The organism is Pseudomonas sp. PDM03 (genome assembly GCF_014852385.1).
In the GTDB taxonomy this organism is placed as follows: Bacteria; Pseudomonadota; Gammaproteobacteria; order Pseudomonadales; family Pseudomonadaceae; genus Aquipseudomonas; species Aquipseudomonas migulae.
On the sequence record NZ_JACVBM010000001.1, the window covers coordinates 968,865 to 995,646 of the forward strand.

Consider the following 26,782-nt stretch of genomic DNA (forward strand, 5'->3'; position numbering starts at 1 on the left):
GACCCACCGCTATCGCCGGCAAGCCGGTCTCGCTCCTACAGGTTTATGTGGTTGGTTTGAGGGCTTGCTGGACGGCAACATCGACACTCAGGCCGCTGAGAATCACCTGCTCCAGTTCCTGCGCCGGCAACTTCGACAGCGCTGCTTTTGCCTGATGCTTGAGCCGCGCCAGGATCAGCAGTTTGTCCTCGGCGCGCACCTGCAAAAAGAACGCTTCCAGTGCTTCGATGCTGGTGCCGTCCAGATCGGGCGACTCTTCGAGACTGAGGATAACCGTATGCACCGGTGGCTCTGCGTGCCGTGCCAGGCGCAATGCACCGCCGAGAATGCGCTCCACATTGGCGAAAAACAGCGCCTCGCTGGGCCGCACGATCAGCACTCCGGGGATTTCCTTCGCGTCGGGATGTCGTTGCAGGTCAATAAAATCGTGACCTCCGGCCATTTGCCCCAACACCTGAATATCCGCCGACGACATCTGCTTGAGCATCAGCACCACGCTGATTGCCACTGCCAGCAGCAAGCCGTCCAGCACGCCCAGCACCAGCACCGCCGCCACCGCGCAAATCACCAGCAGGCGATCGCGACGCCAGATGAAATACCGGCCCAACGGTTGAAGGCTCAAGCCACGGGCCAAGGCATGAATGACGATGGCGGCCAGCACTGGCTCGGGAGTCAGGGCGATCCACGGCAACACCGTCAGGACGATGAGCAGCACCACCCCCGCCGCCACAGTCCCGGCCAGACGCGAACCGGCTCCCGCCGCTTCATTGGCCGACGTCGCCGAGTAACCGGCCCCTGCCGGCATGCCATGAAACAGTCCCGATAAAAGATTGGCCGCACCGAGGGCCAGCAGATCGCGGTTGGAAGACACCCGGTCGCCGTGTTTGAGCGCAAACGAGCTGATCGAGCCGTAAGACTCGGCATACAGGATCATCACCATGGCGAACGCCAGCTCACCCAAGCGCAACCAATCAGTGAACGGCAACACCGGGAGCTGCGGCACTTCGAGACTCAGATCGATGACGCCGATCAGCTTGACCCCGTAGGCCGGCAGGTTCAGCCATTGGCCCGCCGCGATGCCGAGCGCCACTACCAGCAAACCGCCAGGCAAACGCCTGACCCGCGCGCACAGCCACAACACCAGCAACGCCACCGCCCCGACCAATGCACCGACTTTATTCCACTGCGGCCACTGCTCCAGCAGTTGCGGCAGGAAACGGATCAGGTTGCCGGTGCTCAAGTGGACGTCGACGATGCTCGCCACTTGCTTGAGGATGATGGTCACGGCCAGCCCCACTGCAAAGCCGCGCAATACCGGTTTGGCGATAAATGAAGTGACGCTGCCGAGTTTGAATACCCCGGCCAACAGGAAGAAACCTCCGGTCATCAGCACCAGGCCGATCGCCAGACTCATGCGCAAGGCCGGATCGCCATTGGCCAGCGTGACGGTGGCGGCAGCCAGAACGGCCGCTGACGACGAGGTCGCGGACACGATGGCAAACCGGCTGGTGCCGAAAAGTCCGTAACACAGCAGCCCGGCAAACAAGGCAATCACCCCGGCCTGTGGTGGCAACGCGGCAATGCTGGAATAGGCGACCGCCTCGGGCAGCAACAAACCCGCAATCGACAGGCCGGCCAGTACGTCCAGCCAACGGTCAGGTGTATTGGCACGGGGTTGCGCCGATGCGCCGGGGGCACGAGCCATGTTGCGTCTCCAGAGACGGCGCTTTACGGCGCGCCGATGCAGCCGCAGCTTAGCTGTTTATCCTTGGGGACAGGTGTTCTGGATCAGGTGCCATGTCATAAAAACGCTGGCCGTGTGCATATCCGTTTTTTGGGTTGCGGCGGCTGGCGGTTTCGCCCTTACGGCGAGTCACTTTGGAAAAGCCCCAAAGTAACCAAAGGGCTCTTGCCCCTTTCGTTCGGTGCCTCGCTAATGCTCGGCATGCCCTCGCTCCGGTCCTGCTCCGTGGGCCCGCCGCCATCGGCCATCCATGGCCGGGGGCGGCTAACCCGGCATCCATGCCGGGTTGCCCACTGCGCAGAACCTCCAATCGGCCTCTCGAGGGGGCGACTACCGCCACAGCCGCCGAGGCGGCCTGAAAGCCGACCTGGCTCATTTTGTGTACGCGTTGTCCTTCTCTGATGCGCTCACTCATTCCGGACATGTACACCGATCCCCTGTAGGAGCCGGCTTGCTGGCGATGGCGGTGGGTCAGTCGACGCATTTATTGACTGGGCGGACGCTATCGCCAGCAAGCCGGCTCCTACAAGGGATTGGGTTCACACGATTCAAAATTGTAGGAGCGGGCTTGCCAGCGATGGACGTTAACGATAACGCGTGCTGTCTGAATGAACGCGTCGCCCAGACGCTTTTCGCCGGCAAGCCAGCTCCTACAGGGAATCCCATACGCTTTTGATTCCCACCACTCATCAGGCCGAGCGTTAGCTCGCCTTCAGCTTTTGATCTTGAGGCACACGCCCCCTCGAGAGGCCGAGCGCAGGTTCTGCGCAGTGGGCAACCCGGCATGGATGCCGGGTTAGCCGCCCCCGGCCATGGATGGCCGATGGCGGCGGGCCCACGGAGCAGGACCGGAACGAGGGCATGCCGAGCATTAGCGAGGCACCGAACGAAAGGGGCAAGAGCCCTTGGTTACTTGGGGCTTTTCCAAGTGACTCGCCGTAAGGGCGAAACCAATAGCCGCCGCTACCGCAGCAACGGATATGCCCCCCTCAAAAAACCAACGCACAAAAAAAAACGGCCAACCCGCAAAGCGGATCAGCCGTCATCTCAACCAATCAAGCAAACAACAATCAAGCACTCAGCGAATAAATCAACGCCGAAATAGCCACCAGACCAACCGCCGTCACAAACACATTGGACGCTTGACCACGAAAGCGTGCCATCGCCGGCACCTTGCGGATCGCATACATCGGCATCAGGAACAGAATCGCCGCAATGATCGGGCCACCGAGAGTCTCGATCATCCCCAGAATGCTCGGATTCAGCGTCGCCACAATCCAGCACACCACCAGCATGAACGCCGCGGTCATACGGTCCAGCGTCTTGGCTGCCGGACGCTTGCCACTCTTCACGATCAGACCTTTCAGACCTTCACTGGCACCGATGTAATGCCCGAGGAACGACTTGGAAATCGCCACAAACGCAATCAACGGCGCCGCAAACGCGATGGTCGGATTACTGAAGTGGTTGGCCAGGTACGACAAGATCGACAGGTTCTGCGCCTTCGCTTCCGCCAGTTGCGCCGGCGACAGGGTCAGCACGCAGCTGAACACAAAGAACAGCACCATCACCACCATCAACACATGGGCGCGGGACAGGATCTGCGAGCTGCGCTCTTCCGCGTGGTCGCCGTAGCGACGCTTCTGGTCCACCGCGAACGCCGAGATGATCGGCGAGTGGTTGAACGAGAAGACCATAACAGGGATCGCCAGCCACAAGGTGTGCAGCAGCGCCGACGGCTCAGGCAGCGTCGATGCCGTGGTGAGGATGCCGCCGTTCCAGTGCGGAATCAGGAACACCGCCAGAAACAGCAACGCCACGATAAACGGATACACCATCAGGCTCATCGCCTTGACGATCACCTGCTCGCCACAACGCACCACCGCCAGCAGGCCGAGGATCAGCACAAACGACAGCACGGCGCGCGGTGGCGGCATGATGTGCAGTTGATGCTCAAGGAAACTGCCCACGGTGTTGGTCAGGGCCACGCTGTAGATCAGCAGGATCGGGAAGATCGCGAAGAAGTACAGCAAGGTGATCAGCGCACCGGCCTTGATGCCGAAATGCTCTTCCACCACTTCTGTGATGTCCGCGCCTTCACGACCGGACAACACGAAGCGGGTCAGGCCACGGTGCGCGTAAAACGTCATCGGGAACGCCAGCAGCGCCAGGACCAGCAACGGCCAGAAACCGCCCAGACCCGCGTTGATCGGCAAAAACAGGGTACCGGCCCCGATGGCCGTGCCAAACAGGCCGAGCATCCAGGTGGTGTCATGACGATTCCAGCCCTCAAGGCTGACGGGGTTCGCTGCTACATAGCGTTCGTTAACGCTATTGGCCTGATCATTCATCCGGTGGGATCTCCACATTCCGGTCAGTTGCTACCCGGCCAGGACGAGTCGGAAAAATCCGACAGGCAGCGCCCTGGCCGAAACAGGGGCGCGATTCTCCGGGATTAATGAACAGAAGCAAAGACTTAGCTGAGGAATGGTTGTGCGGATCAGCAAATCTGGAGCGAACACAACCCTGTAGGAGCTGGTTTGCCAGCGATGGCGGTCGGAAGAACACCGCAATATCCGAAATCTTTCGCCGGCAAGCCGGCTCCTACAATTTCGGTTGAGCCTCAATCACGCACAAACGCTTCATCGCCAAAGCCAGCTTCGACTTGATAAAGGTTTGCCATCATGTATTTTAAGTAAACCCGCATCCCTTCCGGAGACCTTCCATGCCACTGGTTCGCATCGACATCAAAAAGCATCAGGACCCCACCCACGCCAAACGCATCGGGCAGTTGATCTACGCCGCCATGCACAGCGCCATCGGCGTGCCGGAAAACGATAATTTCCAGATCCTCGCCGAACACGACGAGCAGCACTTCATCTTTGACCCGCAATACCTGGGGATCAACCGCAGCGACAAGCTGGTGGTGATTCAGATCACCCTGAGCGAAGGCCGCACCGTCGAGCAGAAGAAACTGCTCTACAAAACCATCGCCGAGAGCCTCAACGCTGAACTGGCGGTGCGCCTTGAGGATATTTTCATTAACCTCGTCGAAGTGAAAAAAGAGAACTGGTCGTTCGGCAACGGAATTGCTCAGTACGCCCTTTGATCGCCATCCTTTATCTATGTGAGCCGCCAATGCCCCGTGTTTCCCGCAAACAAGCCGAACTCAACCGCGAGATTATCGTCGAGGCGGCCACGCGGCTGTTTCGCGAACGGGGCGTGCATGGCATCAGCGTCATCGACGTCATGGCGGCAGCAGGCCTGACCCATGGCGGCTTCTATGGGCATTTCGAGTCCAAGGAAGCCTTGGCCCAGGAGGCCAGTGGCCGTGCATTCCAGCAATCGGCAGACCGCTGGAAAGACTGGATCGCCGCCAATGAAGACAAGAACGCCGCCCGTCAGGCCTTGATCAAACCCTACCTGTCGGCAGCCAGCCGCGACAATCCGGGCGACAGCTGCCCGGTGACGGCGTTTGCCGGTGACATGTGCCACGAAGCCGCCGAAAGCGGCCTGCGCCAAACGTTCATGGGAGGTCTCGACTCGCTGCTCGGCACGTTCGCCCCCCTGATGGATACCGGCGATGACGCCCGCGATCGACAGCAGGCGCTGGTGCAGTTCTCCTTGATGGTCGGCGCCCTGACGCTGGCCCGCGCGACCCGTGGCGAACCGTTGTCCGATGAGATTCTGGACGCGGCGCGCAGCTTTTTGACAGCGCCATAACCTCTCCCTCCTGTTCCGCTATGATCATCTGGTAGCGCTGCGACCTTGATCGTTGCCAATGCACTTTGAAGCCAGCAATCTCTAGGGATTTTCAAGTCACAGGAGCCCAGCATGCCCGCAACCGTTCTGGTACTGGTTGAAACAATCAATGATTACTTGCCGATTCTGGAGCATCAGGGGTTTCACCTGATTCTGGCACCTACCCCCGCCGAGCGCGCCGAGGCCATTGCCACCCACGGCGCCCGGATCGATGCGGTCCTGACCCGCGGCCCGTTAGGTTTGTACGCTGACGAAATAGCCGCGCTGCCGGCGCTGAAGATCATTTGCGTGATCGGTGCCGGCTACGAACACGTCGACCTGCAAGCCGCCGCCGACCGCGGCCTGACCGTCACCAACGGCGCCGGCGTCAACGCGTCTTCGGTCGCCGACCACGCGATGGCGATGCTGCTCTCGCTAGTGCGTGATATCCCGCGCTGCGACGCCGCCGTAAGACGGGGCGAGTGGCCGAAGATCATGCGCCCTTCCCTCGCCGGCAAACGCCTGGGCATCCTCGGCCTCGGCGCCGTCGGCATGGCCATCGCCAGGCGCGCGGCCAACGGTTTCGACATGACGGTCAGCTACCACAACCGCCAGCATCGCAGCGATGTGCCGTACAGCTTCTGTTCGACGCCTACCGAACTGGCCCGCGGCTCGGACTTCCTGGTGGTGGCCACGCCCGGCGGACTAGGCACCAGAAACCTGATCAATCGCCCGGTGCTGGACGCGCTGGGTCCCAACGGTTTTCTCGTCAACATCGCTCGGGCCAGTGTCGTGGTAACCGCCGATCTGATCGGCGCACTGGAACAGCGACGCATTGCCGGCGCGGCACTGGATGTCTTCGACCACGAACCTCAGGTGCCTGAGGCCTTGAAAGCCTTGAGCAATGTCATCCTCACGCCGCACGTCGCGGGACTGTCTCCGGAAGCGACCCAGGGCACGGTCGAACTGGTCGGGCGTAACCTGGTGGCGTTCTTTTCCGGCGAACCGGTGCTCACCCCCGTCGCCCTGCCGAGCAACGCGGATCAGGCAGCGTTGTGACAACATTCAAACAGGTGTATCAAAAGCAATGATTGCCCGGCAACACGCTCACCTATAAGGGCTGATCGTGGTTGTCGGTGCCGGGTGTGCACATTAGATTAGCCAATAGTCTCAGGCCTCCAGAATAAGCAGAAGGGATAAGCATGGCGCTTACTGACCAGTCCACCCGTATCCGCTCCGGCGAAGAACTCGATGCCAGCCTGATCGATCCGTACCTCAAGGCCCACATTCCGGGCCTCAGCGGTTTGCCGCAAATCAGCCAGTTTCCCGGCGGTGCGTCGAACCTCACCTACCTGCTGGAATACCCCGAGCAGGAATTTGTCCTGCGCCGGCCGCCGTTTGGCCACAAAGCCAAGTCCGCCCATGACATGGGCCGCGAATTCCGCATCCTCAATCAACTGCGCGACGGTTTTCCGTACTGCCCAAAAGCCTACGTGCACTGCACCGACGAATCGGTGATCGGTGCCGAGTTCTATGTGATGGAACGGGTCAACGGGATCATCCTGCGCTCCGAACTGCCGCCGGAACTGGGCCTGGATTCGGCGAAAACCGAAGCCCTGTGCAAGAGCTTCATCGACAAGTTCGTTGAACTGCACCAGGTCGACTACAAGGCCTATGGCCTCGGTGATCTGGGCAAACCCGAAGGTTATGTGGCGCGGCAGATCAAAGGCTGGAGCGACCGCTACGAAAAAGCCCTGACCCCGGACGCCCCGCAATGGGACGTGGTCAAAGCCTGGCTCAACGACAAGATGCCGGCCGATCACCCGACCTCAAGCATCGTGCATAACGACTACCGCTTCGACAACGTGATCCTCGACCCGAACAACCCAATGCAGATCATCGGCGTGCTCGATTGGGAACTCACCACCCTCGGCGATCCGCTGATGGACCTGGGCAACACCCTCGCCTACTGGATCGAAGCCGGCGACCCGGCCCCGGTGCAAATGATGCGCCGCCAGCCGAGCCACGCACCGGGCATGCTGACCCGCCGCGAATTCGTCGATTACTACGCCCAGCGTTCGGGCATCCAGATCGACAACTTCGACTTCTACTACACCTACGGCCTGTTCCGTCTTGCCGGCATCGTGCAGCAGATCTACTACCGCTTCTTCCATGGTCAGACCCAGGACAAACGCTTCGCGCAGTTCATTCACATGAACAAACTGCTGGAGCAGATGAGTTTGCAGGTCATCCAGAAATCCAGCCTCTGATTGGCCCCCTGTAGGAGCGAGCCGGCTCCGGGCGGCGTTCCGACGATGGTCGTTAACGATAACGCGTGTTTACTGGTTAAACGCGGCGCCCTTGGGCCCATCGTCGGAACGCCGCCCGGAGCCGGCTCGCTCCTACAGGGACCTTATTCGCTTAAGTGAACAGAATTAGCCTCTGATCCAGATCTCCAATAAGGAAAATCACATGTCCAAGACCCAGTTGTTCGACCTCGACGGCAAGATCGCTTTCGTCTCCGGCGCCAGCCGCGGTATCGGTGAAGCCATCGCCAAACTCCTGGCCCAGCAAGGCGCCCACGTCATCGTCTCGAGTCGTAAACTCGAAGGCTGCCAGCACGTCGCTGACGCCATCATCGCTGCGGGCGGCAAAGCCACCGCCGTCGCGTGCCACATCGGTGAAATGGAACAGATCAGCCAGGTCTTCGCCGGCATCCGCGAACAATTCGGCCGCCTGGACATCCTGGTCAACAACGCCGCGACCAACCCGCAGTTCTGCAACGTGCTGGACACCGACCTCAGCGCCTTCCAGAAAACCGTCGACGTCAACATCCGCGGCTACTTCTTCATGTCCGTGGAAGCGGGCAAACTGATGCGCGACAACGGTGGTGGCAGCATCATCAACGTCGCGTCTATCAACGGCATCTCGCCGGGGATTTTCCAGGGCATCTACTCGGTGACCAAGGCAGCCGTGATCAACATGACCAAGGTGTTCGCCAAGGAATGTGCGCAGTTCGGGATTCGCTGCAACGCCCTGCTGCCGGGCCTGACCGACACCAAATTTGCGTCGGCGCTGGTGAAGAATGATGCGATTTTGAAGACTGCATTGGCGCAGATCCCGCTCAAGCGCGTGGCGGATCCGAGTGAAATGGCGGGGGCGGTGTTGTATCTGGCGAGTGATGCTTCCAGTTATACGACCGGGGTTTCGTTGAATGTGGATGGGGGGTTCTTGTCCTGATGTTGAGTACCTTCGCCGCAGGCGGCGATGATGAAGGTCTGACTGAACAAGCGAAACTTATTCCAACAACCAACCGTTTGAAGGCAGCGCGTTAGTGCCTGCCTTCAAATACGGACTCAAACAAAACGAAGTTTGGGGACAAACAATCGGCAGCCAGGCTAACCCTGCCCCTCTTCATCAGGGTTAGCTTGAACCTAATGATCGTTTTCCGTTCTTCGGTCCCCCTCCAACTTTTAACAATACTGTTGCCGTAAGCCGTGTTCCGCCAGTCCTTGTAAGCCAGCATCAGCGTGTGTAACCGCCTCTGAAATAGAGTGTCCCGGCGACCACAACTTTTTCGCCCGTCTGCACCTTTGCCTCACCCGACAGACTATGCGTCAGCGCCCTGCTGACTGGTAGCGTTAAGCCCTTAATTGCCCTCTCTGCACTCAAACCAGGCTCAACGAGGCTCAACGAGGCTCAAACGAACCACCGCGATTGGAGGCCGTGACCGTCCACTCAAGTGGTCTGGTTTTAATCACAACCACGTCTCCAAGTTTCAGCGCTTGCTTGGATTCTAAGTGGGCAGCACAACTTTCAATCGAATCGTTTCCTTGTAGTCCGTGCCGCCCCGTGTCGCAACCGCAGAATAGTCATATGTGCCTGGTGCAAATCCCGTAATAACAGTCATGATGCCATTGCCGTTGGTCACTCCCGTAGTACCGCTATCAAGCGTCACTGACACGCCCTCAATGGGTGAATTATCCAACTCAGTCACTCGAACGGTTGCGGCAAAGACACCTGCCACCATTCTTGTCTCGACCGGAGAAGAAGGTAACTCCACATATCCCCCTGGCAACTCCAGCGCCAAAAACCTGATCTTATAGCCTGAAGTGCTGAGTCTGTTCGTCGGAGTAAGCATCGTCGCCATCTCTGCATCGGTGAAGAACTTCAGCTTGAACGCCCCCGACTTGTTCAGTGCACCTATGAGCTTCCATTGGTGTGTTAGGGTGAATTCGCTATAACGCGGTTGACTGAGCAAATCACTTGCTACAAGTCCCGTGACAGGCACGAAGGCCACGGCCAATGGAACGTCAATCAACACATTTGGAGTTTTGTAACTCAACGTGAGCGTCTTGGTTTGCCCCCCAGTGAAATCTGCACCGCTTGACGGTATCGCCACGCCATCCAGCAAAACCGTTACCTCATCGCCCAAATCCCGCGATAACAGTTTGTTGGCATCAAATTTTATATTACCCCCGCCGAAATGCTCGCCCGCGAGTTCAAAATGAAACAGACCGCTTTTGTCCGTCGCAAGCATGACTTTCCAAGTATGCACCCCCGTAAACGTTTCCGCCGGAGGGTCGCAGGTCACGAGCGGTGAGCCGCCCAGAAACAACCCGACGCGATGCGCCGCAATCGGGCTATCAGGTTTGGGAACCAACGTCAGCGTATGCTCCTCACTTCTGAAGTAAGTGCTGCCGGCCACCGCATCCTTTCCGTCAATCTGAACCGTGACCTCATCCGCCAAGCTGCGCGACAGCAGTTTGTTGGCCTCTATTTTTATGTTTCCCCCGCCGAAATGCTCGGCCGCGAGTTCAAAATGAAACAGACCGCTTGTGTCCGTCGCGAGTGTGATTGTCCAAGTATGTCGCTCGGTGAAGGTCTCTGGTGGAGGATTGCAAATCACGAGCGGTGAGCGCCCCAGCCACAACCCGATCATGTAACCCGCAATCGGACTATCGGGTTTGGGAACCAGCGTCAGCGTATGCACCCCTCCTCTGAAGTAAGTGCTGCCCGCCACCGCATCCTGTCCGTCAATCTGAACTGTGACCTCGTCCGCCAGAATGCGCGACAACACCTTGCTGACGGGCAGCGTAATGCCTTGGGCAAAGCCCACTCCTTCCAACTCCAGCTTGAATGTCCCGCTACGGTTGGAGGCCGCGACCGACCACGTATGACCGTTGCCCGGAGTCACCACCAGGTCGCCTGGTTGCACACCAGTGAGCGGCGTGCCTGTCAGCTTCAACGGGTAGCTTTGCAGGGGGCTGCCTGGCTTGTAGGTCACGGTGACGGTCTGCGGCTCATTCCTGAAGAACACGACACCATCGGACGGAGAAACGACACCACCAACAAGAATCTCGTCCACCTCATCAGCCAAGTCTGCCGACATCACCCAGCACGGAAGCTCCCAGGGGCGCTCCACATCCGGGCTGAAAATAACCAACGTAACAAGACCGCTTAGCCCATCGTCCGGCGTGACTGTCCAGGTGAACGTTTCGCCGACCGGACTAACGGAACTATCGAAAGGCGGGTTTGATACAAGGTTCAAGCCTCCATCCTCACCCACCCCCAGACGCAATACCTTCGCAATCTCCGGCGCTACGTCCACTCTTACAGCGTTTGCACTTCCGCGAGTCAGTACAATGGGATCACCCCACTTCACTTCTGCTTCATTGACGAACAACTTGGCCTCTTTCCAAGGGCTCGTCTCATAAACGTTGATCTCAAAAGACTCTTTCACTGTTTTATCGTCATACGGGCTGTGGAATTCCGCCGTGATCGTTTGCTCACCCAATGTTTGGACGGTATGGGTGAAATGGCTTACGCCCGACGCTGTTGTCGGTACTGTCACTGTCGTCCCATCAATCGACCACTTGACCTCAATGCCTTCCAGCACCTGTTTTGTGTAGTACGAGCAGACCTTGATTTCGGCCTTCACCGTATCTCCTTTCACCGGTGCACTGATCGGACCAAGGCTGCCCAGAATCTCACGACGATAATGTCCCAACCGCATCGGGATCTTGCAAGGCTCGGCGGTAAACTCACTTTGAAACCAGTATTCGAAGTCGCGGTCCATGCCATTGGCCGGGCAGATGAGCTTCCATTCCGCACCCTCGGCTCTAAGCGTCTGAAGTTCGCCATATCCGGGTTCGGCGGTGACCAACGATAAATCACCGGCCGCGTGATTGAGGCTCGCACCATGGCCGACCCAAGGACTTTCCTCAGCGCTTTTTATCCTGAGGGTATGGCTAGGGGCGCCGTAGCAGATGTATACGGGCTGAATTCCGGATAATCCGGATTTGATCTGGATGGTCATGGCGTTTCCTCGAACATCGACGGAGGTAGTGAAAAAAACCATTCGACTATCCAAAAGAAACTGGACTTGGGTAACTGTCAGAACTGACAGTCTTATAGAGCAATTTGCGATAAAGGCAGTTACATTGTTGCCGCCCGGACACCTGAACAGCAGCGGCAACAGCATGAACGTCGCGGCGATCAACGACATCTCGCCGGAAGTTTTCCAGGGCATCTACTCGGTGACCAAGGCAGCCGTAATCAACATGACCAAGGTGTTCGCCAAGGAATGTGCGCAGTTCGGGATTCGCTGCAAGGCCCTGCTGCCGGGCCTGACCGACACCAGGTTTGCCTCGGCGCTGGTGAAGAACGATGCCATTTTGAAAACCGCACTGGCACAGATTCCACTGAAGCGCGTGGCGGACCCGAGCGAGATGGCGGGAGCGGTATTGTATCTGGCGAGTGATGCTTCCAGTTATACGACTGGGGTTTCGTTGAATGTGGATGGGGGGTTCTTGTCCTGATGTTAAGTACCTTCGCCGCAGGCGGCGATGATTAAGGTCTGACTGAACAAGCGAAACTTATTCCAACAACCAACCGTTTGAAGGCAGCGCATTAGTGCCTGCCTTCAAATACGGACTCAAACAAAACGACATTTTGGGACAAGGAATCAGGTAACCAAACTAACCCCACACCTCTTCATCAGGGTTAGCTTGAACCTAATGATCGCTTGCTATTCTTCTGCCCCCTTTCCGACTTCAAGCAATACTGTTGCCGTAAGCCGTGTTCCGCCAGGCAGCGTGGCTTCTGCAGTGACCGTCTTCACCCCTGCCGTGAAAAACGTCATGTAAGGTGTACTGAAGAATCCATTAGGGCTGCCGGTTTTACCTGAGTAGGTACCTTTGTCAGGAACCACAATTGTTGCAGGCATTCCGACCACCGGGGCGCCCCCCGGAAATTGGAGCCTTACAACAATGGAGATCGGAAGGCCGATATTAACGAATGTCGTCTGAGGGGGCACAGGGGCTGGTTGGCTACCTGCTTGGAATTTTAGCGTGGTGCCCGTGAAATCCGGAGCCAACAATCGATTAACCGGCGTAAGCATTGCCCCGTCATTGGAATCGACGGCGGTGGATATCTTCAGCCTGAAGGTTCCCGACCCGTGCTTAGCGCTTTTAATCTTCCAGTTGTGCGACGTGGAGAGTTGGCTAAAGGACGGGGTGCAATCAAGGTCATTCTGTACGACCCCCGAGCCACTATCCCATTTGAGGGCTATGGGAACGCCATTCAACAAGCCTGCATTCTTGTAATCGAGGCTGAGTGTATTGATTTTCCACCCATCGAAGTCTGCTCCGGTTGGCGGAATCGCAACGTCATCCAACAGAAAGGATGTCACCTCATCCGCCAAATCCCGCGACAACAGTTTATTGGCATCAATTTTTATGTTGCCCCTGCCGAAATGCTCGGCCGCAAACTCAAAATGAAACAGACCGCTTCTGTCCGTCGCGAGTGTGATTTTCCAGCTGTGCACCCCGGTAAACGTCTCCGCCGGAGGGTCGCAAGTCACGAGCGGCGAGCGCCCCAGCCACAACCCGATCATGTAACCCGCAATCGGACTGCCTGCTGTGGGAACAAGCGTCAGCGTGTGCACCCCACCTCTGAAATACACCATGCCGCTTTCTGCATCCTGCCCGTCAATCTGAACCCTGGCTTCATCCGCCAGGTTGCGTGACAGCACCTTGCTGACAGGAACAGAAATACCTGAAGTAAAACCCGTCCCCGTCAAATCGAGCTTGAACGTGCCACTGTTGTTGGAGGCCGTGATCGTCCACCTATGCGGCCCGACCAAAGTCACCACCAGGTCACCCTCCTTCAATCCGCTGAGCAGGGTAGCCTTCAACTCCAGAGGCCAGTCTTGCACGGGGCTGCCTGGCTTATAGATCAGGGTGATGGTCCGAGGTTCGTCCCTGAACAACACAACATCGTCTGGATAAGCGACGCCGTCCACCCGAACGCTGTCCACTTCGTCCGACAGATCGGTTGCCATCACGCGGCAAGAGAGCTCCCACGGCAAATTCACTTCCCGACTAATAAATACCAAGGTGAGATGACCACTGTCGCCATCGTCCGGTGTAATCGTCCAGCTAAATTTGCCATCGACTGGATGCACCCATTCGCCAAAAACCGGCGATGCCACAGGATTTAGGTCGTTGTCTTCCGCCAATTCCACGCGTACTTGCTGCGCGATATCCGATGACACTTCGATCGTCACTTGATTTGGCTGACCTCGGAGCAAGAAAAACGCCTCACCTTGGCGGTACTCCTGTCCATTGATGAACAACCTGGCCTCATCCCAGAAGATTGGTAACGTAAATCCGGCTTGGAGATTTATGGTCATGGTGTACCCCCGAGAATCAGCAGTGCTATTGAAAACGTGTCTGCTCGACTATCGGGAAAAATCCGGGCTAATAGAACTGTCATAACTGACAGTTCTATTAGAAGAAGTGGCGATAAAAAATCAACCTGACATAGCAAAATGGATTTCAGGCCGAACCCGCATTGAGATCGATCCGAAATCAAATAGAGGTTTATTGAGTTATGCAGCGAGTCAAAGTGGTCTCCCTTGTCACCTGCCCTTCGGCTCTTGCGTCACCCAACACATCGGTTTTTTCAGAGGTGTCACACGTGCGTTGAGGTATAGGAGGCGGGGCGGCGGGAGGTGGCGGCGGTGGACTGGCGCAACCGCTGAGTATCGTTATGCAGAATGCAAGCGACAAAGACGCAAACGTGTATTTCCCAAGACTGTTCATAGGTTGACCCACGATAAGTGATCGACATATTCCGCGATAAACAGCAAACCCTACAAAAGGGTGGACCGATCACGGGAAACAAACGTTCACTTTTCCTGCCTATCGGACAGGATCGGAGCGATTCAGGGTGTTGCACTCAAGTTCGTAACGCAGTTCTTCGATCAATGCTTCTAGCGTTTGCGGGGGGCCGAGCGATGCCACGTTCAACCCGCTGACCACCAGGTCGACCTGCCCGGAAACCGGATGATAGAGCTTCACTGTGAGCGAATGATCTCCGGTAAGCGTGCACTCACAGGCCAGCGGCGAAAAACTGCGTTCCAGTTGCAGACGTAATTGCGCCAGGGAAATCATTGCGATTCACCTTGGCGACGGCGCATAAACCCGTGCGCTCTGAACGTGACCATGTGACGGTTCCTTTTCCTGTATCGAGGGGGACGCGAAGGCTCGTATCTCACCCTTACAGCCTAAAAACCGCCGAGCCCGATCAGAACATCCATTTGCACTGCCTCAACTAGTGCATTTGCACCTTACCTCTGCCCCTTCGGTCGGCGTTCGCTGGAAAACAATCCCCGCTCGCGTGCCCAGACAATCGCTTCGCTGCGACTGTGCACATCGAGCTTGGAGTAAACCGTCGATACGTGATTGCGCACCGTATTGGGGGCCAGTTTCAGGCGCGCGGCGATTTCCTTGTCGGCGAGGCCTTCGCAGATCAGGCCGAGTACATCGCGCTCCCGGGCCGTCAGGTCGGTAAACGACACACTGGGCAATTTCGGCGAATTGGCGCTTTTCACATTGGCGAGTTTTTCGATCAGCGTACGGCTGAACCAGGACGCGTCTTGCATCACTTCTTCGATGGCCGCCACCAATTCCAGCTCGGTGCGTTTGCGCTCGGTAATGTCCATCAACACCAGCAGGTAACAAGGGTTGTCCTGAATGTTCACGGTGTCGGCGCAAATCGCGCAATCGATCAGTTGAGCGTCTTTTTTTCGGATACGCACATCGATGCGATCCAGGCGGCCGGTTTTCTCCAGCGCCGCAAACAGCCGAGTACGGGCGCCTTGGTCGTGGATGAAATCGATCTCCGCGAGGGTCTTGCCCAATACGTCTTCGCTGGGGTACGCGAGCGTATCGAGGAAGGCTTCGTTGACGTCGATCACCACCTGATCGCCAGCCCCGCACACGAGGGTGGGCACCGGGGTCAATCGAAAGGCCTTGGCGAAACGTTCCTCGCTCTGGCGCAGGGCAACTTCAGCCTTGTGCCGTGGCTCCATGTCGACGAAGGAAAACAGCATGCAGTCTTCATCGTTCAGTTCCAGCGGCTGCCCCGCGACGATGACCTGTTTGCTGCTGCCATCGGCCAACTTCAGCTCGGCCTGCATTTGGGGAATGGTGGTGTGTTCGCGCAAACGCTCGATCGCCAGGTCTTTCTTCTCGGCGCCTTCAAGGATGTCCAGCTCATAGGTCGAAACACCGATGACTTGATCGCGGGCATACCCGGTCATTTCCAGAAAACCCGAGTTGACCTTTATGTAGCGCAAATCGCTGAGGCGGCAGATCACTGCCGGAGCCGGGTTGGCGTTGAAAGTCTTTTCGAAGCGCTGCTCGGCGCTGGCCCATTCGGTGACATCGTCCATGATCAGCACCAGCGACTCCGGCGCCCCTGCACTGTCGGCCAGGACCATGCTGCGCACGTTGTGAACCCAGGTGCGCTCCTCGTCGGCAGTCGGCGTCACCTCCACCAACACATCGCTGAAGGTCTCGCCCCGGGCAACCCGGCTGATCGGGTAATTGTCGGCTGTCACCGGGTGGTTATTGCGATAGCGCAAAGCGAAACGCCGGGCATACTCCCTGGCGTTGGCGCCCAACTCGCTGATCCGGCTGACGCCGTGCATGGCCAGCGCAGCATCATTAGCCCACACAATGGTCTGGTCGAGATCCAGCAGAATCACCCCGTCGGACAAACCGGCGATGATCTGCTGTAACTGGCGGCGATTGGTTTCGGTGGTCAGGACGTCCTGGCTCATTGGATCTCCACAATGGCGGCCGCGCCAACGTGTGGCGCTCTGTGAAGATTACGACCGCGAGGGGTAGGGATCGTGCGGCAAACATCCGAATCCGTAGGAGCGAAGCTTGCTCGCGAAGGGGCCATCGACTTCACTATCATTGTCGATTGAACGGGCGCCTTCGCGAGCAAGCTTCGCTCCTACATGGGCTTACGCGAATTTCTGACGTTTATGCCGCGAGCTGCCCCCCGGCAATCGCCGCCGAAGCCGCCAGCATCGCCCGCAACAACACCGCACACCCCGCCGCCAGGTCATCCGGCGCGGCGTTTTCGATTTCGTTGTGGCTGATGCCGCCTTCGCACGGGACGAAGATCATCCCGGCCGGGCCGAGTTCCGCGAGGAAGATTGCGTCGTGCCCTGCTCCGCTGACGATGTCCATGTGCGACAAGCCAAGCCCTTGCGCCGCACCGCGTACCGCTTCGACGCAGCCCTTGTCGAAGTACAGCGGCGGGAAGTCGGCGGTCGGGGTCAGTTCGTAGGTCAGGCCGTGTTCTTCGCAAGTGGTTTCGATCACCTCGCGGACTTCAGCGATCATCGAGTCCAGCCTCGCCGGTTCCAGGTGACGGAAATCGAGGGTCATGCGTACTTCACCGGGGATGACGTTGCGTGAGCCGGGATAGGCTTGCAGACAACCGACGGTGCCACACGCGTGGGGTTGATGGCCGAGGGCGGCGCGGTTGACCGCACCGACGATCACCGCAGCGCCGACCAGTGCATCCTTGCGCAGATGCATCGGAGTCGGGCCGGCGTGGGCTTCGACGCCGCGCAGTTTCAGGTCGAACCATTTCTGCCCGAGGGCGCCCATCACCACACCGATGGTTTTGTGTTCGTCCTCAAGGATCGGGCCTTGCTCGATGTGGGCTTCGAAATACGCGCCGACTGCGTGACCGCTGACTTTTCGTGGCCCGGCATAGCCGATGGCGTTCAGCGCTTCACCGACGGTAATGCCTTCGGCGTCGACCTTGGCGAGGGTTTCTTCGAGGGTGAATTTTTCCGCAAACACGCCAGAGCCCATCATGCACGGGGCGAAACGCGAGCCTTCTTCGTTGGTCCAGACCACCACTTCCAGCGGCGCCTCGGTTTCCACGCCGAGGTCATTGAGGGTGCGCAACACCTCGACGCCGGCGAGCACACCGAAGCAGCCGTCGAACTTGCCGCCGGTGGGTTGGGTATCGATGTGGCTGCCGGTCATCACCGGCGGCAGGTTCGGGTTGCGGCCGGGGCGACGGGCGAAGATGTTGCCGACGGCGTCGATGCTGACGGTGCACCCAGCCTCCTCGCACCACCTGACGAAAATGTCCCGGGCCTGGCGATCGAGGTCGGTCAGGGCCAGGCGACAGACGCCGCCCTTGACCGTGGCGCCAAGCCGGGCCAGGTCCATGAGCGACTGCCACAGGCGGTCGCGGTTGATGTGCTGATGGGTGGATTGCAGAACGTCTACGGCCGCGTTCATGGTGATCTCCTCAGGCAGTTGTTATTGGTTTTTTTCAGGCATTTTTTCGGTGTTTTTTAGGCCGCTATCGTCGGAACGCCGCCCGCAGCAAGCCGGCTCCTACAGTTGAAATGCGTTCCCCTGTAGGAGCCGGCTTGCTGGCGATGAGGCCCTCCGCTACACCGGAGATTTCGCGATGGACGGGCTGGGCCGCATCGAGCACAACCCGTAATAAATCAACCCGCCCAGCGCCGAGCCAGTGAACCAGCCATAACTGTAAAACCAGCTGAACGCATCGCTGCCCAACGACAGCAACGTCAGCACCACCGGCACGCCGAACGCGATAAATCCATACCAGTTCCACGCCGGGTACACGTCATCGCGATACAACCCGGCCAGGTCCAGTTGCTGTTTTTTGATCAGGAAATAGTCCACCACCATGATCCCGGCGATAGGCCCGAGCAGGCTCGAATAACCCAGCAGCCAGTTCGAATAGACCGTTTCCAGGCTCAGGTCCGAGACAATCAGCCCAAGCTTCTTCAGCAATTCATGGCCCATTAGCAACAACCCCACCAGACCGGTAAGCAACACCGCTTTGGTGCGGTTGATCACCTTTGGCGCGATGTTCTGGAAGTCGTTGGTCGGCGACACGATGTTGGCCGCGGTGTTGGTGGACAACGTGGCGATGATGATCAACGCCATGGCCAGCGCCACCCAGACCGGGCTCTGGATATGTCCGATCAACGTCACGGGATCGGAGACGGTCACGCCCACCAGTTTCACCGACGCGGCAGTCATCACCACGCCCAGCGAGGCGAACAGGAACATAGTCAGCGGCAAGCCGATGATCTGCCCGACAATCTGGTCTTTCTGGCTCTTCGCATAGCGGCTGAAGTCGGGAATATTCAGCGACAACGTCGCCCAGAACCCGACCATCGCGGTCAGCCCGGCGGCGAAATAGCTGACCACACTGGCGCCTTCCGGACGCTTGGCCGGGATCGCCAGCAACTCGGTCATCGACACATTCGGCATCGCCCACACCAGCAGACCGACACCCACCAGCACCAGCAGCGGCGCGGACAGCGTTTCAAGCCATTTGATCGAGTCGGCGCCGCGAATCACCACCCACAGGTTCAGCGCCCAGAAGACCATGAAACCGATGACTTCACCGGTGCCTCCGAGGGATTTCCAGCCCTCGAACACCGAGCCCAGAAACAGGTGAATCGCCAGCCCACCGAACATCGTCTGGATGCCGAACCAGCCACACGCCACCAGCGCACGGATCAGGCAGGGAATATTGGAACCGAGGATGCCGAAGGACGAACGCAACAACACCGGAAACGGAATGCCGTATTTGGTGCCCGGGAAAGCATTCAGGGTCAGCGGGATCAACACGATGATGTTGGCGAGCAAAATCGCCACCAGCGCTTCGCCCACCGTCAGGCCGAAATACGCGGTCAGCACACCGCCGAGGGTGTAGGTCGGCACGCAGATCGCCATACCGACCCACAGCGCGGTGATGTGCCATTTGTTCCAGGTTCGTTCGCGCACCTTGGTCGGTGCCATGTCGTGGTTGTATCGGGGACTGTCGAGGACATCGCTGCCGGCTTCGAGCTCGAACAAGCCGTCGCGTTCGGTCACTTGCGATCTGATCTGTTGCATGGCCGCTCCACTGTTCTTTGAATTATTTTTTGCTCATCGGGGGCTGGCGGCATCAATAAACGTGCCGGGCACTCCGAATACGCATCGGGCAGTTCCATAAAAATTTTGCAACTAACTGATGTTGATCAGTTTTATATCTATCTCCAGTGAGTACTCGGCGACTTGTCTGATCTCTCAGGCTAAAGGCCAGGCAAGTTGTCCGAACCGTCAGGTCTCAATCTGGTGCATCGATCTTTTTTTCAAAGTTGCGCATCAACCATAGACCATTCTCAAGCGGCTGATTTCACATAAGAAATCTCGTCTATTTTTGGAACCTGTCAAGTGCGTCAAAATGGTGAGAGGCCTCACCATTTTGGTGATTAATCGATTTAGTTATTATTTATCAATGAGTTAAAACGGTTATATGCTTATAAAAAATATTCTTGCTCAATCCTTGAACTCATACTAGCTTCTAATCCTGACAGCGTTGACAGGAATACGAACGTTGACGCCAGCTGCATATAAAACAGTTAGAACTGACACCAGTCAGTCATTGCCTGCGAGGAACTCGGAATGTCTCTGTTGATCCGTGGCGCCACCGTTATTACCCATGATGAAAGTTATCGCGCCGACGTCTATTGCGCCGACGGCGTGATCAAAGCCATCGGTGACAATCTTGATATTCCGGCGGGTGCCGAAGTGCTCGACGGTAGCGGCCAATACCTGATGCCCGGCGGCATCGACCCGCACACTCACATGCAACTGCCCTTCATGGGCACCGTGGCCAGTGAAGACTTTTTCAGTGGCACGGCGGCGGGACTTGCCGGTGGCACCACGTCGATCATCGACTTCGTGATTCCCAACCCGCAGCAGTCGTTGATGGAAGCGTTTCATCAGTGGCGCGGCTGGGCGGAAAAATCAGCGTCGGACTATGGCTTCCACGTGGCGATCACCTGGTGGAGCGAGCAGGTCCGTGAGGAAATGGCCGAGCTGGTCAGCCATCACGGGGTCAACAGCTTCAAGCACTTCATGGCCTACAAGAACGCGATCATGGCGGCCGATGACACCCTCGTGGCGAGTTTCGAGCGCTGCCTGGAATTGGGCGCCGTGCCGACCGTGCACGCGGAAAACGGCGAACTGGTTTATCACCTGCAACGCAAGTTGATGGCCCAAGGCATTACCGGCCCTGAAGCGCATCCGCTGTCGCGCCCTTCGCAAGTCGAAGGTGAAGCGGCGAGCCGGGCGATTCGTATCGCCGAAACCCTGGGCACGCCGCTGTACCTGGTTCACGTGTCGACCAAGGAGGCCCTCGACGAAATCACCTATGCCCGCAGCAAGGGGCAGCCTGTCTACGGTGAAGTGCTGGCCGGGCATTTGCTGCTGGATGACAGCGTCTACCAACATCCGGACTGGCAGACCGCCGCCGGTTATGTGATGAGCCCGCCCTTCCGTCCTCGCGGCCATCAAGAAGCGCTTTGGCATGGCTTGCAGTCTGGCAACCTGCACACCACCGCCACCGACCACTGCTGTTTCTGCGCCGAGCAAAAAGCCGCGGGGCGTGACGACTTCAGCAAAATCCCGAATGGCACCGCCGGTATCGAAGACCGCATGGCCGTGCTGTGGGATGAAGGGGTGAACACCGGGCGTTTTTCGATGCAGCACTTTGTGGCGCTCACCTCCACCAACACCGCGAAGATCTTCAACCTCTACCCGCGTAAGGGTGCGATTCGCGTGGGTGCCGATGCGGATCTGGTGCTGTGGGATCCCGAGGGCACACGCACGATTTCGGCGAAGACTCATCACCAGCAGGTCGACTTCAACATCTTCGAAGGCAAGACCGTGCGCGGTGTGCCGAGCCACACGATCAGCCAGGGCCGGGTGGTCTGGGCGGACGGTGATTTGCGCGCCGAGCGTGGAGCCGGGCGCTACGTCGAACGGCCGGCGTATCCGGCGGTGTTTGATTTGCTGAGCAAGCGGGCGGAGTTGAATCAGCCTGTGGCAGTGAAACGCTGAGAGCGGCCTTCGGCCTATCGCCAGCAAGCCGGCTCCTACAGTTGAAATGCATTCCCCTGTAGGAGCCGGCTTGCTGGCGATGGCGTCGGCCCAGGCGACAAAAAACCAATGCCCATCAGAGGCAGTTACCTCAAATAACCGTGAGGCCAACACCGTGATCAAGACCCTGACCCACCTCCCGCATCCCGTTGAGAATGCGGCCGCCCTCGCCGGCCACTTCACCGATCTGGCGCCGCCGCTCAACGACCGCCAGGCGCACCTGGAAGCCTCGCGTTGCCTGTATTGCTACGACGCGCCGTGCGTGAATGCCTGTCCGAGCGACATCGACATTCCCTCGTTCATCCGCAATATCCATCAGGACAACGTGCAAGGCGCGGCGCAAAAAATCCTCTCGGCGAACATCCTCGGTGGCAGTTGCGCCCGGGTCTGCCCGACCGAAGTCCTCTGCCAGCAAGCGTGTGTGCGCAACAACGAGCATGAATGCGCGCCCGTCTTGATCGGCCTCTTGCAACGGTACGCCGTGGACAACGCGCACTTTAGCGAACACCCCTTCCCGCGCGCGGCTGTAACCGGCAAACGCATCGCGGTGGTAGGGGCCGGTCCGGCCGGTTTGTCCTGCGCTCATCGCAGTGCCATGCATGGGCACGACGTGGTGATTTTCGAAGCGCGGGAAAAGGCTGGCGGCCTCAACGAGTACGGAATCGCCAAGTACAAACTGGTGGACGATTACGCACAGAAGGAGCTGGATTTCCTGTTGCAGATCGGTGGCATCGAAATCCGTCACGGGCAAAAGCTCGGTGAAAACCTGACCTTGAGCGACCTGCATCAGCAATTCGACGCGGTGTTTCTCGGCCTCGGCCTCAATGCCAGCAAACAGCTGGGACTGAATCACGAGGACGCACCCGGCCTGCTCGCCGCCACCGAGTACATCCGCGAGTTACGCCAGGCCGATGACCTGACACAACTGCCTTTGGCCGACCACTGCATCGTCCTCGGTGCCGGCAACACCGCCATCGACATGGCCGTGCAAATGGCCCGCCTCGGCGCGCATGACGTGAATCTGGTGTACCGCCGCGGTGTCGAGGACATGGGCGCCACCCACCACGAACAAGACATCGCCAAAGCCAATCAGGTGCGCTTACTGACGTGGGCGCAACCCGAAGAAGTGTTGCTCGATGATCAAGGCCACGTGCGCGGCATGCGCTTCGCCCGCACACACTTGGTAGAAGGTCGCCTGCAAACCACCGGTGAAACCTTCGAATTGGTCGCCGATGCGATCTTCAAAGCCATCGGCCAGGCCTTTGACTCAAGCGCCCTCAGCGATCCGCTGGCCCGTGAACTCAAGCGTCAGGGCGATCGGATTGCCGTCGATGAACAGCTGCGCACCAGCATCCCCGGCGTGTATGCCGGCGGCGACTGCACCAGCCTCGATCAGGACCTCACCGTGCAAGCCGTGCAGCACGGCAAGCTGGCTGCCGAGGCGATCAACGCTCAATTGATGCTCAACGTGGAGGCTGCGTAAATGGCCGATCTTTCGATTGTCTTCGCCGGCATCAAATCCCCCAACCCGTTCTGGCTGGCCTCTGCGCCGCCGACTGACAAGGCTTACAACGTGGTCCGCGCCTTTGAGGCCGGCTGGGGTGGCGTGGTCTGGAAAACCCTGGGTGAAGACCCGGCGGCGGTCAACGTGTCGTCGCGCTACTCGGCGCATTTCGGCGCCAACCGTGAAGTGCTGGGCTTCAATAACATCGAGCTGATCACCGACCGCTCGCTGGAGATCAACCTGCGGGAAATCACTCAGGTGAAAAAGGATTGGCCGGACCGCGCCTTGATCGTGTCGCTGATGGTGCCCTGCGTCGAAGAATCCTGGAAACACATCCTGCCGCTGGTGGAAGCCACCGGTGCCGACGGCATCGAGCTGAACTTCGGCTGCCCTCACGGCATGCCGGAACGGGGCATGGGCGCGGCGGTCGGGCAAGTGCCGGAGTATGTCGAGCAGGTCACCCGCTGGTGCAAGACGTATTGCTCGCTGCCGGTAATCGTCAAACTCACACCGAACATCACCGACATCCGCGTCGCCGCCCGCGCGGCCCATCGCGGTGGCGCCGATGCGGTGTCGCTGATCAACACGATCAATTCGATCACCAGCGTTAACCTGGAACGCATGGTCGCCAATCCCATCGTCGGTAGCCAAAGCACTCACGGCGGTTATTGCGGCTCGGCAGTGAAGCCGATTGCGTTGAACATGGTCGCCGAAATTGCACGCGACCCGCAGACTCAAGGCTTGCCGATCTCTGGTATTGGCGGCATCGGAAACTGGCGCGACGCGGCGGAATTCATCGCGCTGGGCAGCGGCTCGGTGCAGGTGTGTACGGCGGCGATGCTGCACGGTTTCCGGATTGTCGAGGACATGAAGGACGGCTTGTCACGCTGGATGGACAGTCAGGGTTACGCCAGCGTGTCGGAATTTTCCGGGCGAGCGGTGGGCAATACCACGGACTGGAAGTACTTGGACATCAACTATCAGGTGATCGCGAAAATTGACCAGGAGGCGTGTATCGGTTGCGGTCGCTGCCATATCGCTTGCGAAGACACCTCGCACCAGGCGGTGGCCAGCCTCAGGCAGGCGGATGGGACGCACAAATATGAAGTGATCGATGACGAGTGTGTGGGCTGCAATTTGTGCCAGATCACTTGCCCGGTGCAGGACTGCATCGAGATGGTGCCGATGGAGAACGGCAAGCCGTTTCTGGATTGGAATCATGATCCGAGGAATCCGTATCATGTCGCCGTTTGAGTGATGCGTTGTCTGGTCTGACGCCTTCGCGGGCAAGCCTCGCTCCTACAGGTACAGCACGGTACCTGTAGGAGCGAGGCTTGCCCGCGAAGAGGCCATCAGCAACACCCGAGATATCAGGGCTCCAACCCGATCCCCCGCAAAATCACGCTCGTCACCGTCTGCACCGCCCGCTCGAACTGCATGTCCGACAGCGGCTGGTGATCGTTCAGAATATTCACCTGATGATCAAAGTCAGCGTAATGCTGAGTCGACGCCCAGATCATGTACAGCAGGCTGGAAGGCTCCACCGGCAGGATGCGTTTGTCGTCCACCCACTGGCGAATTTTCGCTTCTTTCATCTTGGCCCAGTCGTACAGGCTGGCGTCGAGTTTCTCACCCAGCGTCGGCGCGCCGTGGATGATTTCGTTGGCCCAGACTTTCGAACCGTAAGGCCGGCTGCGCGAGTGGTTCATCTTGGCGCGGATGTAACTGCTGAGCACCACGCGCGGGTCATCGAACATCTCGAAGCACAGCGCATCCTGCTTCCACACTTCCAGCAAATCGAACAGCACGGCGCTGTAGAGCTCGGTCTTGGTGCTGAAGTAGTAATGCAGATTGGAGCGCGGCAGTTGCACTTCGGCGGCGATATCCGCCATGGCGGTGCCGCCGAAACCTTTTTCGGCGAAGACCTTTTCGGCCCCGAGCAGAATTTTTTCGACGTTACTGCGGCGAATCTCGATCTTGTGATTGCCCATGAGGGCTCCCTGACAACAGCGTTGCTCAAGACTAGCATCCGCCCTACATCGCGGCGACAGCGGAAAACGAAACTTCGTACACCCGCCCGCTCGCGCTCGCAGTTAAACTGTCGCCCTTCTTCGAACCTGCCTCTGAGGTATCCACGATGCTTTTCAAGAAAACCCTGACCGCCGCCGCCCTGCTCGGCTCGCTGCTCGCCACTTCGTCGGTGTTTGCCCATGCCCATCTGAAAAGCCAGACGCCGGCTGCCGACAGCACCGTGAGTGCACCGTCGGAATTGCGCCTGGTGTTCTCCGAAGGTGTCGAAGCGGCATTCACCAAAGTCACGATCAGCAAGGACGGCGCCAACGTTGCGGTGAAAAGCCTGGCCACCGAAGGCAGCGATAAAAAGACCCTGGTCGTGACCCCGGCTGCGCCACTGGCGGCGGGCGCCTACAAAGTCGAATGGCATGCGGTGTCGGTCGATACCCACAAAAGCGAAGGCGCCTACAGCTTCAAGGTTGGCCAGTAATTCATGACGAGCGCGATGGTGCTGTGCCGCTTCCTGCATTTCACCGTGGTGCTGATGCTGTTCGGGGTCTGGGTATTCAGGCCGCTGCTGTTGGGTCATGAGGCGTTGCTGGACAAAACGCTGGCGCGAGTCAGCCGCTGGCTCGCCTCGGTCGCATTGGTCAGCGGCATCGCCTGGCTACTGCTGATCACCGTCAGCATGGCCGGTGCGTGGGAGGCGGCGTTCGATCCGTCGACCTTGCGCCTGGTGCTGGGCAATACGTTTTTCGGCCAGGTCTGGCGCTGGCATCTGCTGCTCAATGGCTTGCTGATGGTTGTGCTGCTGACGCCGCTTCACGCCAGCCTGCCCTTGCGCCTGGTCCTCGGCGGCCTGCTGCTGGCGACGTTGGCGCCGGTCGGTCACGGCGCGATGCTCGATGGCCTCAGCGGCCAGTTGCTGATCCTCAATCAAATCATTCACCTGACCTGCGTCGGGGCCTGGCTCGGTGGGTTGTTGCTGCTGGTGATGATCCTGCGGCAACCGGCTGGCCATGCTGTCCGCGAAATACTGCAACGCTTCAGCGGTGTCGGTTATGCGCTGGTGGCGGGACTGGTGATTACCGGGCTGATCAATGTGCGGGTGTTGACCGGGCAGTTCTGGCCGACCCCGTTGCTGTCCGGGTTTGCGTTGATTCTGCTGATCAAGGTGCTGCTGGTGAGTGCGATGCTGGGGTTGGCGCTGTTCAATCGGCAGCGGATCACGGATTGCGAGCAGCGCATGGCGCCGCTCAAAACCAGCGTGATTATGGAGTGGCTGCTGGGCATTGGCGCTGTGGCGGCAGTCTCCCTCCTGGGCACCATGCCCCCGATGATTACCGGATAAACACCATTTTTGTAGGAGCCGGCTTGCTGGCGATCCGGGCGACGCGGTCTTCCTGATACACCGCGGTGCCTGCATCGCCAGCAAGCCGGCTCCTACAAGGATCGTGTGGGGCCATTCAAGTCATCGTATAACTT

Annotated in this window: 20 protein-coding genes; 11 read left to right on the forward strand and 9 right to left on the reverse strand. The window is 58.7% G+C overall.

All coding sequences use genetic code 11. The features are described 5' to 3' along the window. Nucleotides 1-43: 43 nt before the first annotated feature. Nucleotides 44-1,705 (reverse strand): SulP family inorganic anion transporter, encoded by a 1,662-nt coding sequence (locus tag IB254_RS04365; RefSeq protein WP_192416535.1) that lies wholly within the window; start codon nt 1,703-1,705, stop codon nt 44-46. A 1,109-nt stretch (nt 1,706-2,814) separates the two neighbouring features. Continuing rightward, nucleotides 2,815-4,095 (reverse strand): HAAAP family serine/threonine permease, encoded by a 1,281-nt coding sequence (locus IB254_RS04370; RefSeq protein ID WP_008036815.1) that lies wholly within the window; start codon nt 4,093-4,095, stop codon nt 2,815-2,817. Nucleotides 4,096-4,469: 374 nt separating this feature from the next. On the opposite strand from IB254_RS04370, the gene IB254_RS04375 reads away from it, so the two are divergent. From IB254_RS04375 to IB254_RS04395, 5 genes are all read left to right on the forward strand, one after another. Further along, complete coding sequence (locus IB254_RS04375; protein WP_192416536.1) at nt 4,470-4,853, forward strand: tautomerase family protein; 384 nt, start codon at nt 4,470-4,472, stop codon at nt 4,851-4,853. 29 nt (nt 4,854-4,882) lie between these two features. Next, complete coding sequence (locus IB254_RS04380) at nt 4,883-5,467, forward strand: TetR/AcrR family transcriptional regulator (RefSeq protein WP_192416537.1); 585 nt, start codon at nt 4,883-4,885, stop codon at nt 5,465-5,467. A 111-nt stretch (nt 5,468-5,578) separates the two neighbouring features. Continuing rightward, nucleotides 5,579-6,544, forward strand: a complete 966-nt coding sequence (locus tag IB254_RS04385; protein WP_192416538.1) for a 2-hydroxyacid dehydrogenase — start codon at nt 5,579-5,581, stop codon at nt 6,542-6,544. A 143-nt stretch (nt 6,545-6,687) separates the two neighbouring features. After that, entirely contained in the window at nt 6,688-7,755 is a 1,068-nt protein-coding gene (locus IB254_RS04390) for a phosphotransferase family protein (RefSeq protein ID WP_008024825.1), read from the forward strand. A 202-nt stretch (nt 7,756-7,957) separates the two neighbouring features. Continuing rightward, nucleotides 7,958-8,725, forward strand: coding sequence for an SDR family oxidoreductase (locus tag IB254_RS04395; RefSeq protein ID WP_008036792.1), 768 nt, complete (start codon nt 7,958-7,960; stop codon nt 8,723-8,725). A 556-nt stretch (nt 8,726-9,281) separates the two neighbouring features. On the opposite strand, the gene IB254_RS04400 is transcribed toward IB254_RS04395, so the two are convergent. Continuing rightward, a complete protein-coding gene (locus IB254_RS04400) occupies nt 9,282-11,804 on the reverse strand; it encodes an Ig-like domain-containing protein (protein ID WP_192416539.1) in 2,523 nt (840 codons plus the stop codon). On the opposite strand from IB254_RS04400, the gene IB254_RS04405 reads away from it, so the two are divergent. Beyond that, nucleotides 11,803-12,306 (forward strand): SDR family oxidoreductase, encoded by a 504-nt coding sequence (locus tag IB254_RS04405; protein WP_263863960.1) that lies wholly within the window; start codon nt 11,803-11,805, stop codon nt 12,304-12,306. The genes IB254_RS04400 and IB254_RS04405 overlap by 2 nt on opposite strands. Nucleotides 12,307-12,515: 209 nt before the next feature. Here IB254_RS04405 and IB254_RS04410 read toward each other — a convergent pair whose 3' ends face one another. From IB254_RS04410 to IB254_RS04430, 5 genes are all read right to left on the reverse strand, one after another. Continuing rightward, the gene (locus IB254_RS04410) at nt 12,516-14,180 is read right to left on the reverse strand and encodes a hypothetical protein (RefSeq protein WP_192416540.1); all 1,665 of its coding nucleotides are present in this window, start codon (nt 14,178-14,180) and stop codon (nt 12,516-12,518) included. A gap of 511 nt (nt 14,181-14,691) precedes the next feature. Beyond that, on the reverse strand, nt 14,692-14,943 hold the full coding sequence (locus tag IB254_RS04415) for a DUF1652 domain-containing protein (RefSeq protein WP_192416541.1): 252 nt from the start codon (nt 14,941-14,943) through the stop codon (nt 14,692-14,694). A gap of 176 nt (nt 14,944-15,119) precedes the next feature. Further along, nucleotides 15,120-16,616, reverse strand: coding sequence for a helix-turn-helix transcriptional regulator (locus IB254_RS04420; protein ID WP_192416542.1), 1,497 nt, complete (start codon nt 16,614-16,616; stop codon nt 15,120-15,122). Between the two features lie 208 nt (nt 16,617-16,824). Next, nucleotides 16,825-18,108 carry a Zn-dependent hydrolase gene (locus IB254_RS04425; protein WP_008036779.1) on the reverse strand — a complete coding sequence of 428 codons (1,284 nt, stop codon included), beginning with the start codon at nt 18,106-18,108 and terminating at the stop codon, nt 16,825-16,827. 156 nt (nt 18,109-18,264) lie between these two features. Next, complete coding sequence (locus IB254_RS04430; RefSeq protein ID WP_192416543.1) at nt 18,265-19,749, reverse strand: NCS1 family nucleobase:cation symporter-1; 1,485 nt, start codon at nt 19,747-19,749, stop codon at nt 18,265-18,267. Nucleotides 19,750-20,301: 552 nt separating this feature from the next. Between IB254_RS04430 and hydA the strand changes: the two genes are divergently transcribed. From hydA to preA, 3 genes are all read left to right on the forward strand, one after another. Next, nucleotides 20,302-21,741, forward strand: a complete 1,440-nt coding sequence (gene hydA, locus IB254_RS04435) for a dihydropyrimidinase (RefSeq protein WP_192416544.1) — start codon at nt 20,302-20,304, stop codon at nt 21,739-21,741. A gap of 154 nt (nt 21,742-21,895) precedes the next feature. Continuing rightward, nucleotides 21,896-23,263 (forward strand): NAD(P)-dependent oxidoreductase, encoded by a 1,368-nt coding sequence (locus IB254_RS04440; RefSeq protein WP_192416545.1) that lies wholly within the window; start codon nt 21,896-21,898, stop codon nt 23,261-23,263. Continuing rightward, on the forward strand, nt 23,264-24,538 hold the full coding sequence (preA, locus tag IB254_RS04445; RefSeq protein ID WP_192227454.1) for an NAD-dependent dihydropyrimidine dehydrogenase subunit PreA: 1,275 nt from the start codon (nt 23,264-23,266) through the stop codon (nt 24,536-24,538). 116 nt (nt 24,539-24,654) lie between these two features. On the opposite strand, the gene IB254_RS04450 is transcribed toward preA, so the two are convergent. After that, the gene (locus IB254_RS04450; RefSeq protein ID WP_008024841.1) at nt 24,655-25,275 is read right to left on the reverse strand and encodes a TetR/AcrR family transcriptional regulator; all 621 of its coding nucleotides are present in this window, start codon (nt 25,273-25,275) and stop codon (nt 24,655-24,657) included. Between the two features lie 146 nt (nt 25,276-25,421). Between IB254_RS04450 and copC the strand changes: the two genes are divergently transcribed. Together copC and copD are read left to right on the forward strand one after the other, a co-directional pair. Further along, nucleotides 25,422-25,787 carry a copper homeostasis periplasmic binding protein CopC gene (gene copC / locus IB254_RS04455; RefSeq protein WP_192416546.1) on the forward strand — a complete coding sequence of 122 codons (366 nt, stop codon included), beginning with the start codon at nt 25,422-25,424 and terminating at the stop codon, nt 25,785-25,787. A gap of 3 nt (nt 25,788-25,790) precedes the next feature. Further along, complete coding sequence (gene copD / locus IB254_RS04460; RefSeq protein ID WP_192416547.1) at nt 25,791-26,648, forward strand: copper homeostasis membrane protein CopD; 858 nt, start codon at nt 25,791-25,793, stop codon at nt 26,646-26,648. The last annotated feature ends 134 nt before the right edge of the window (nt 26,649-26,782 follow it).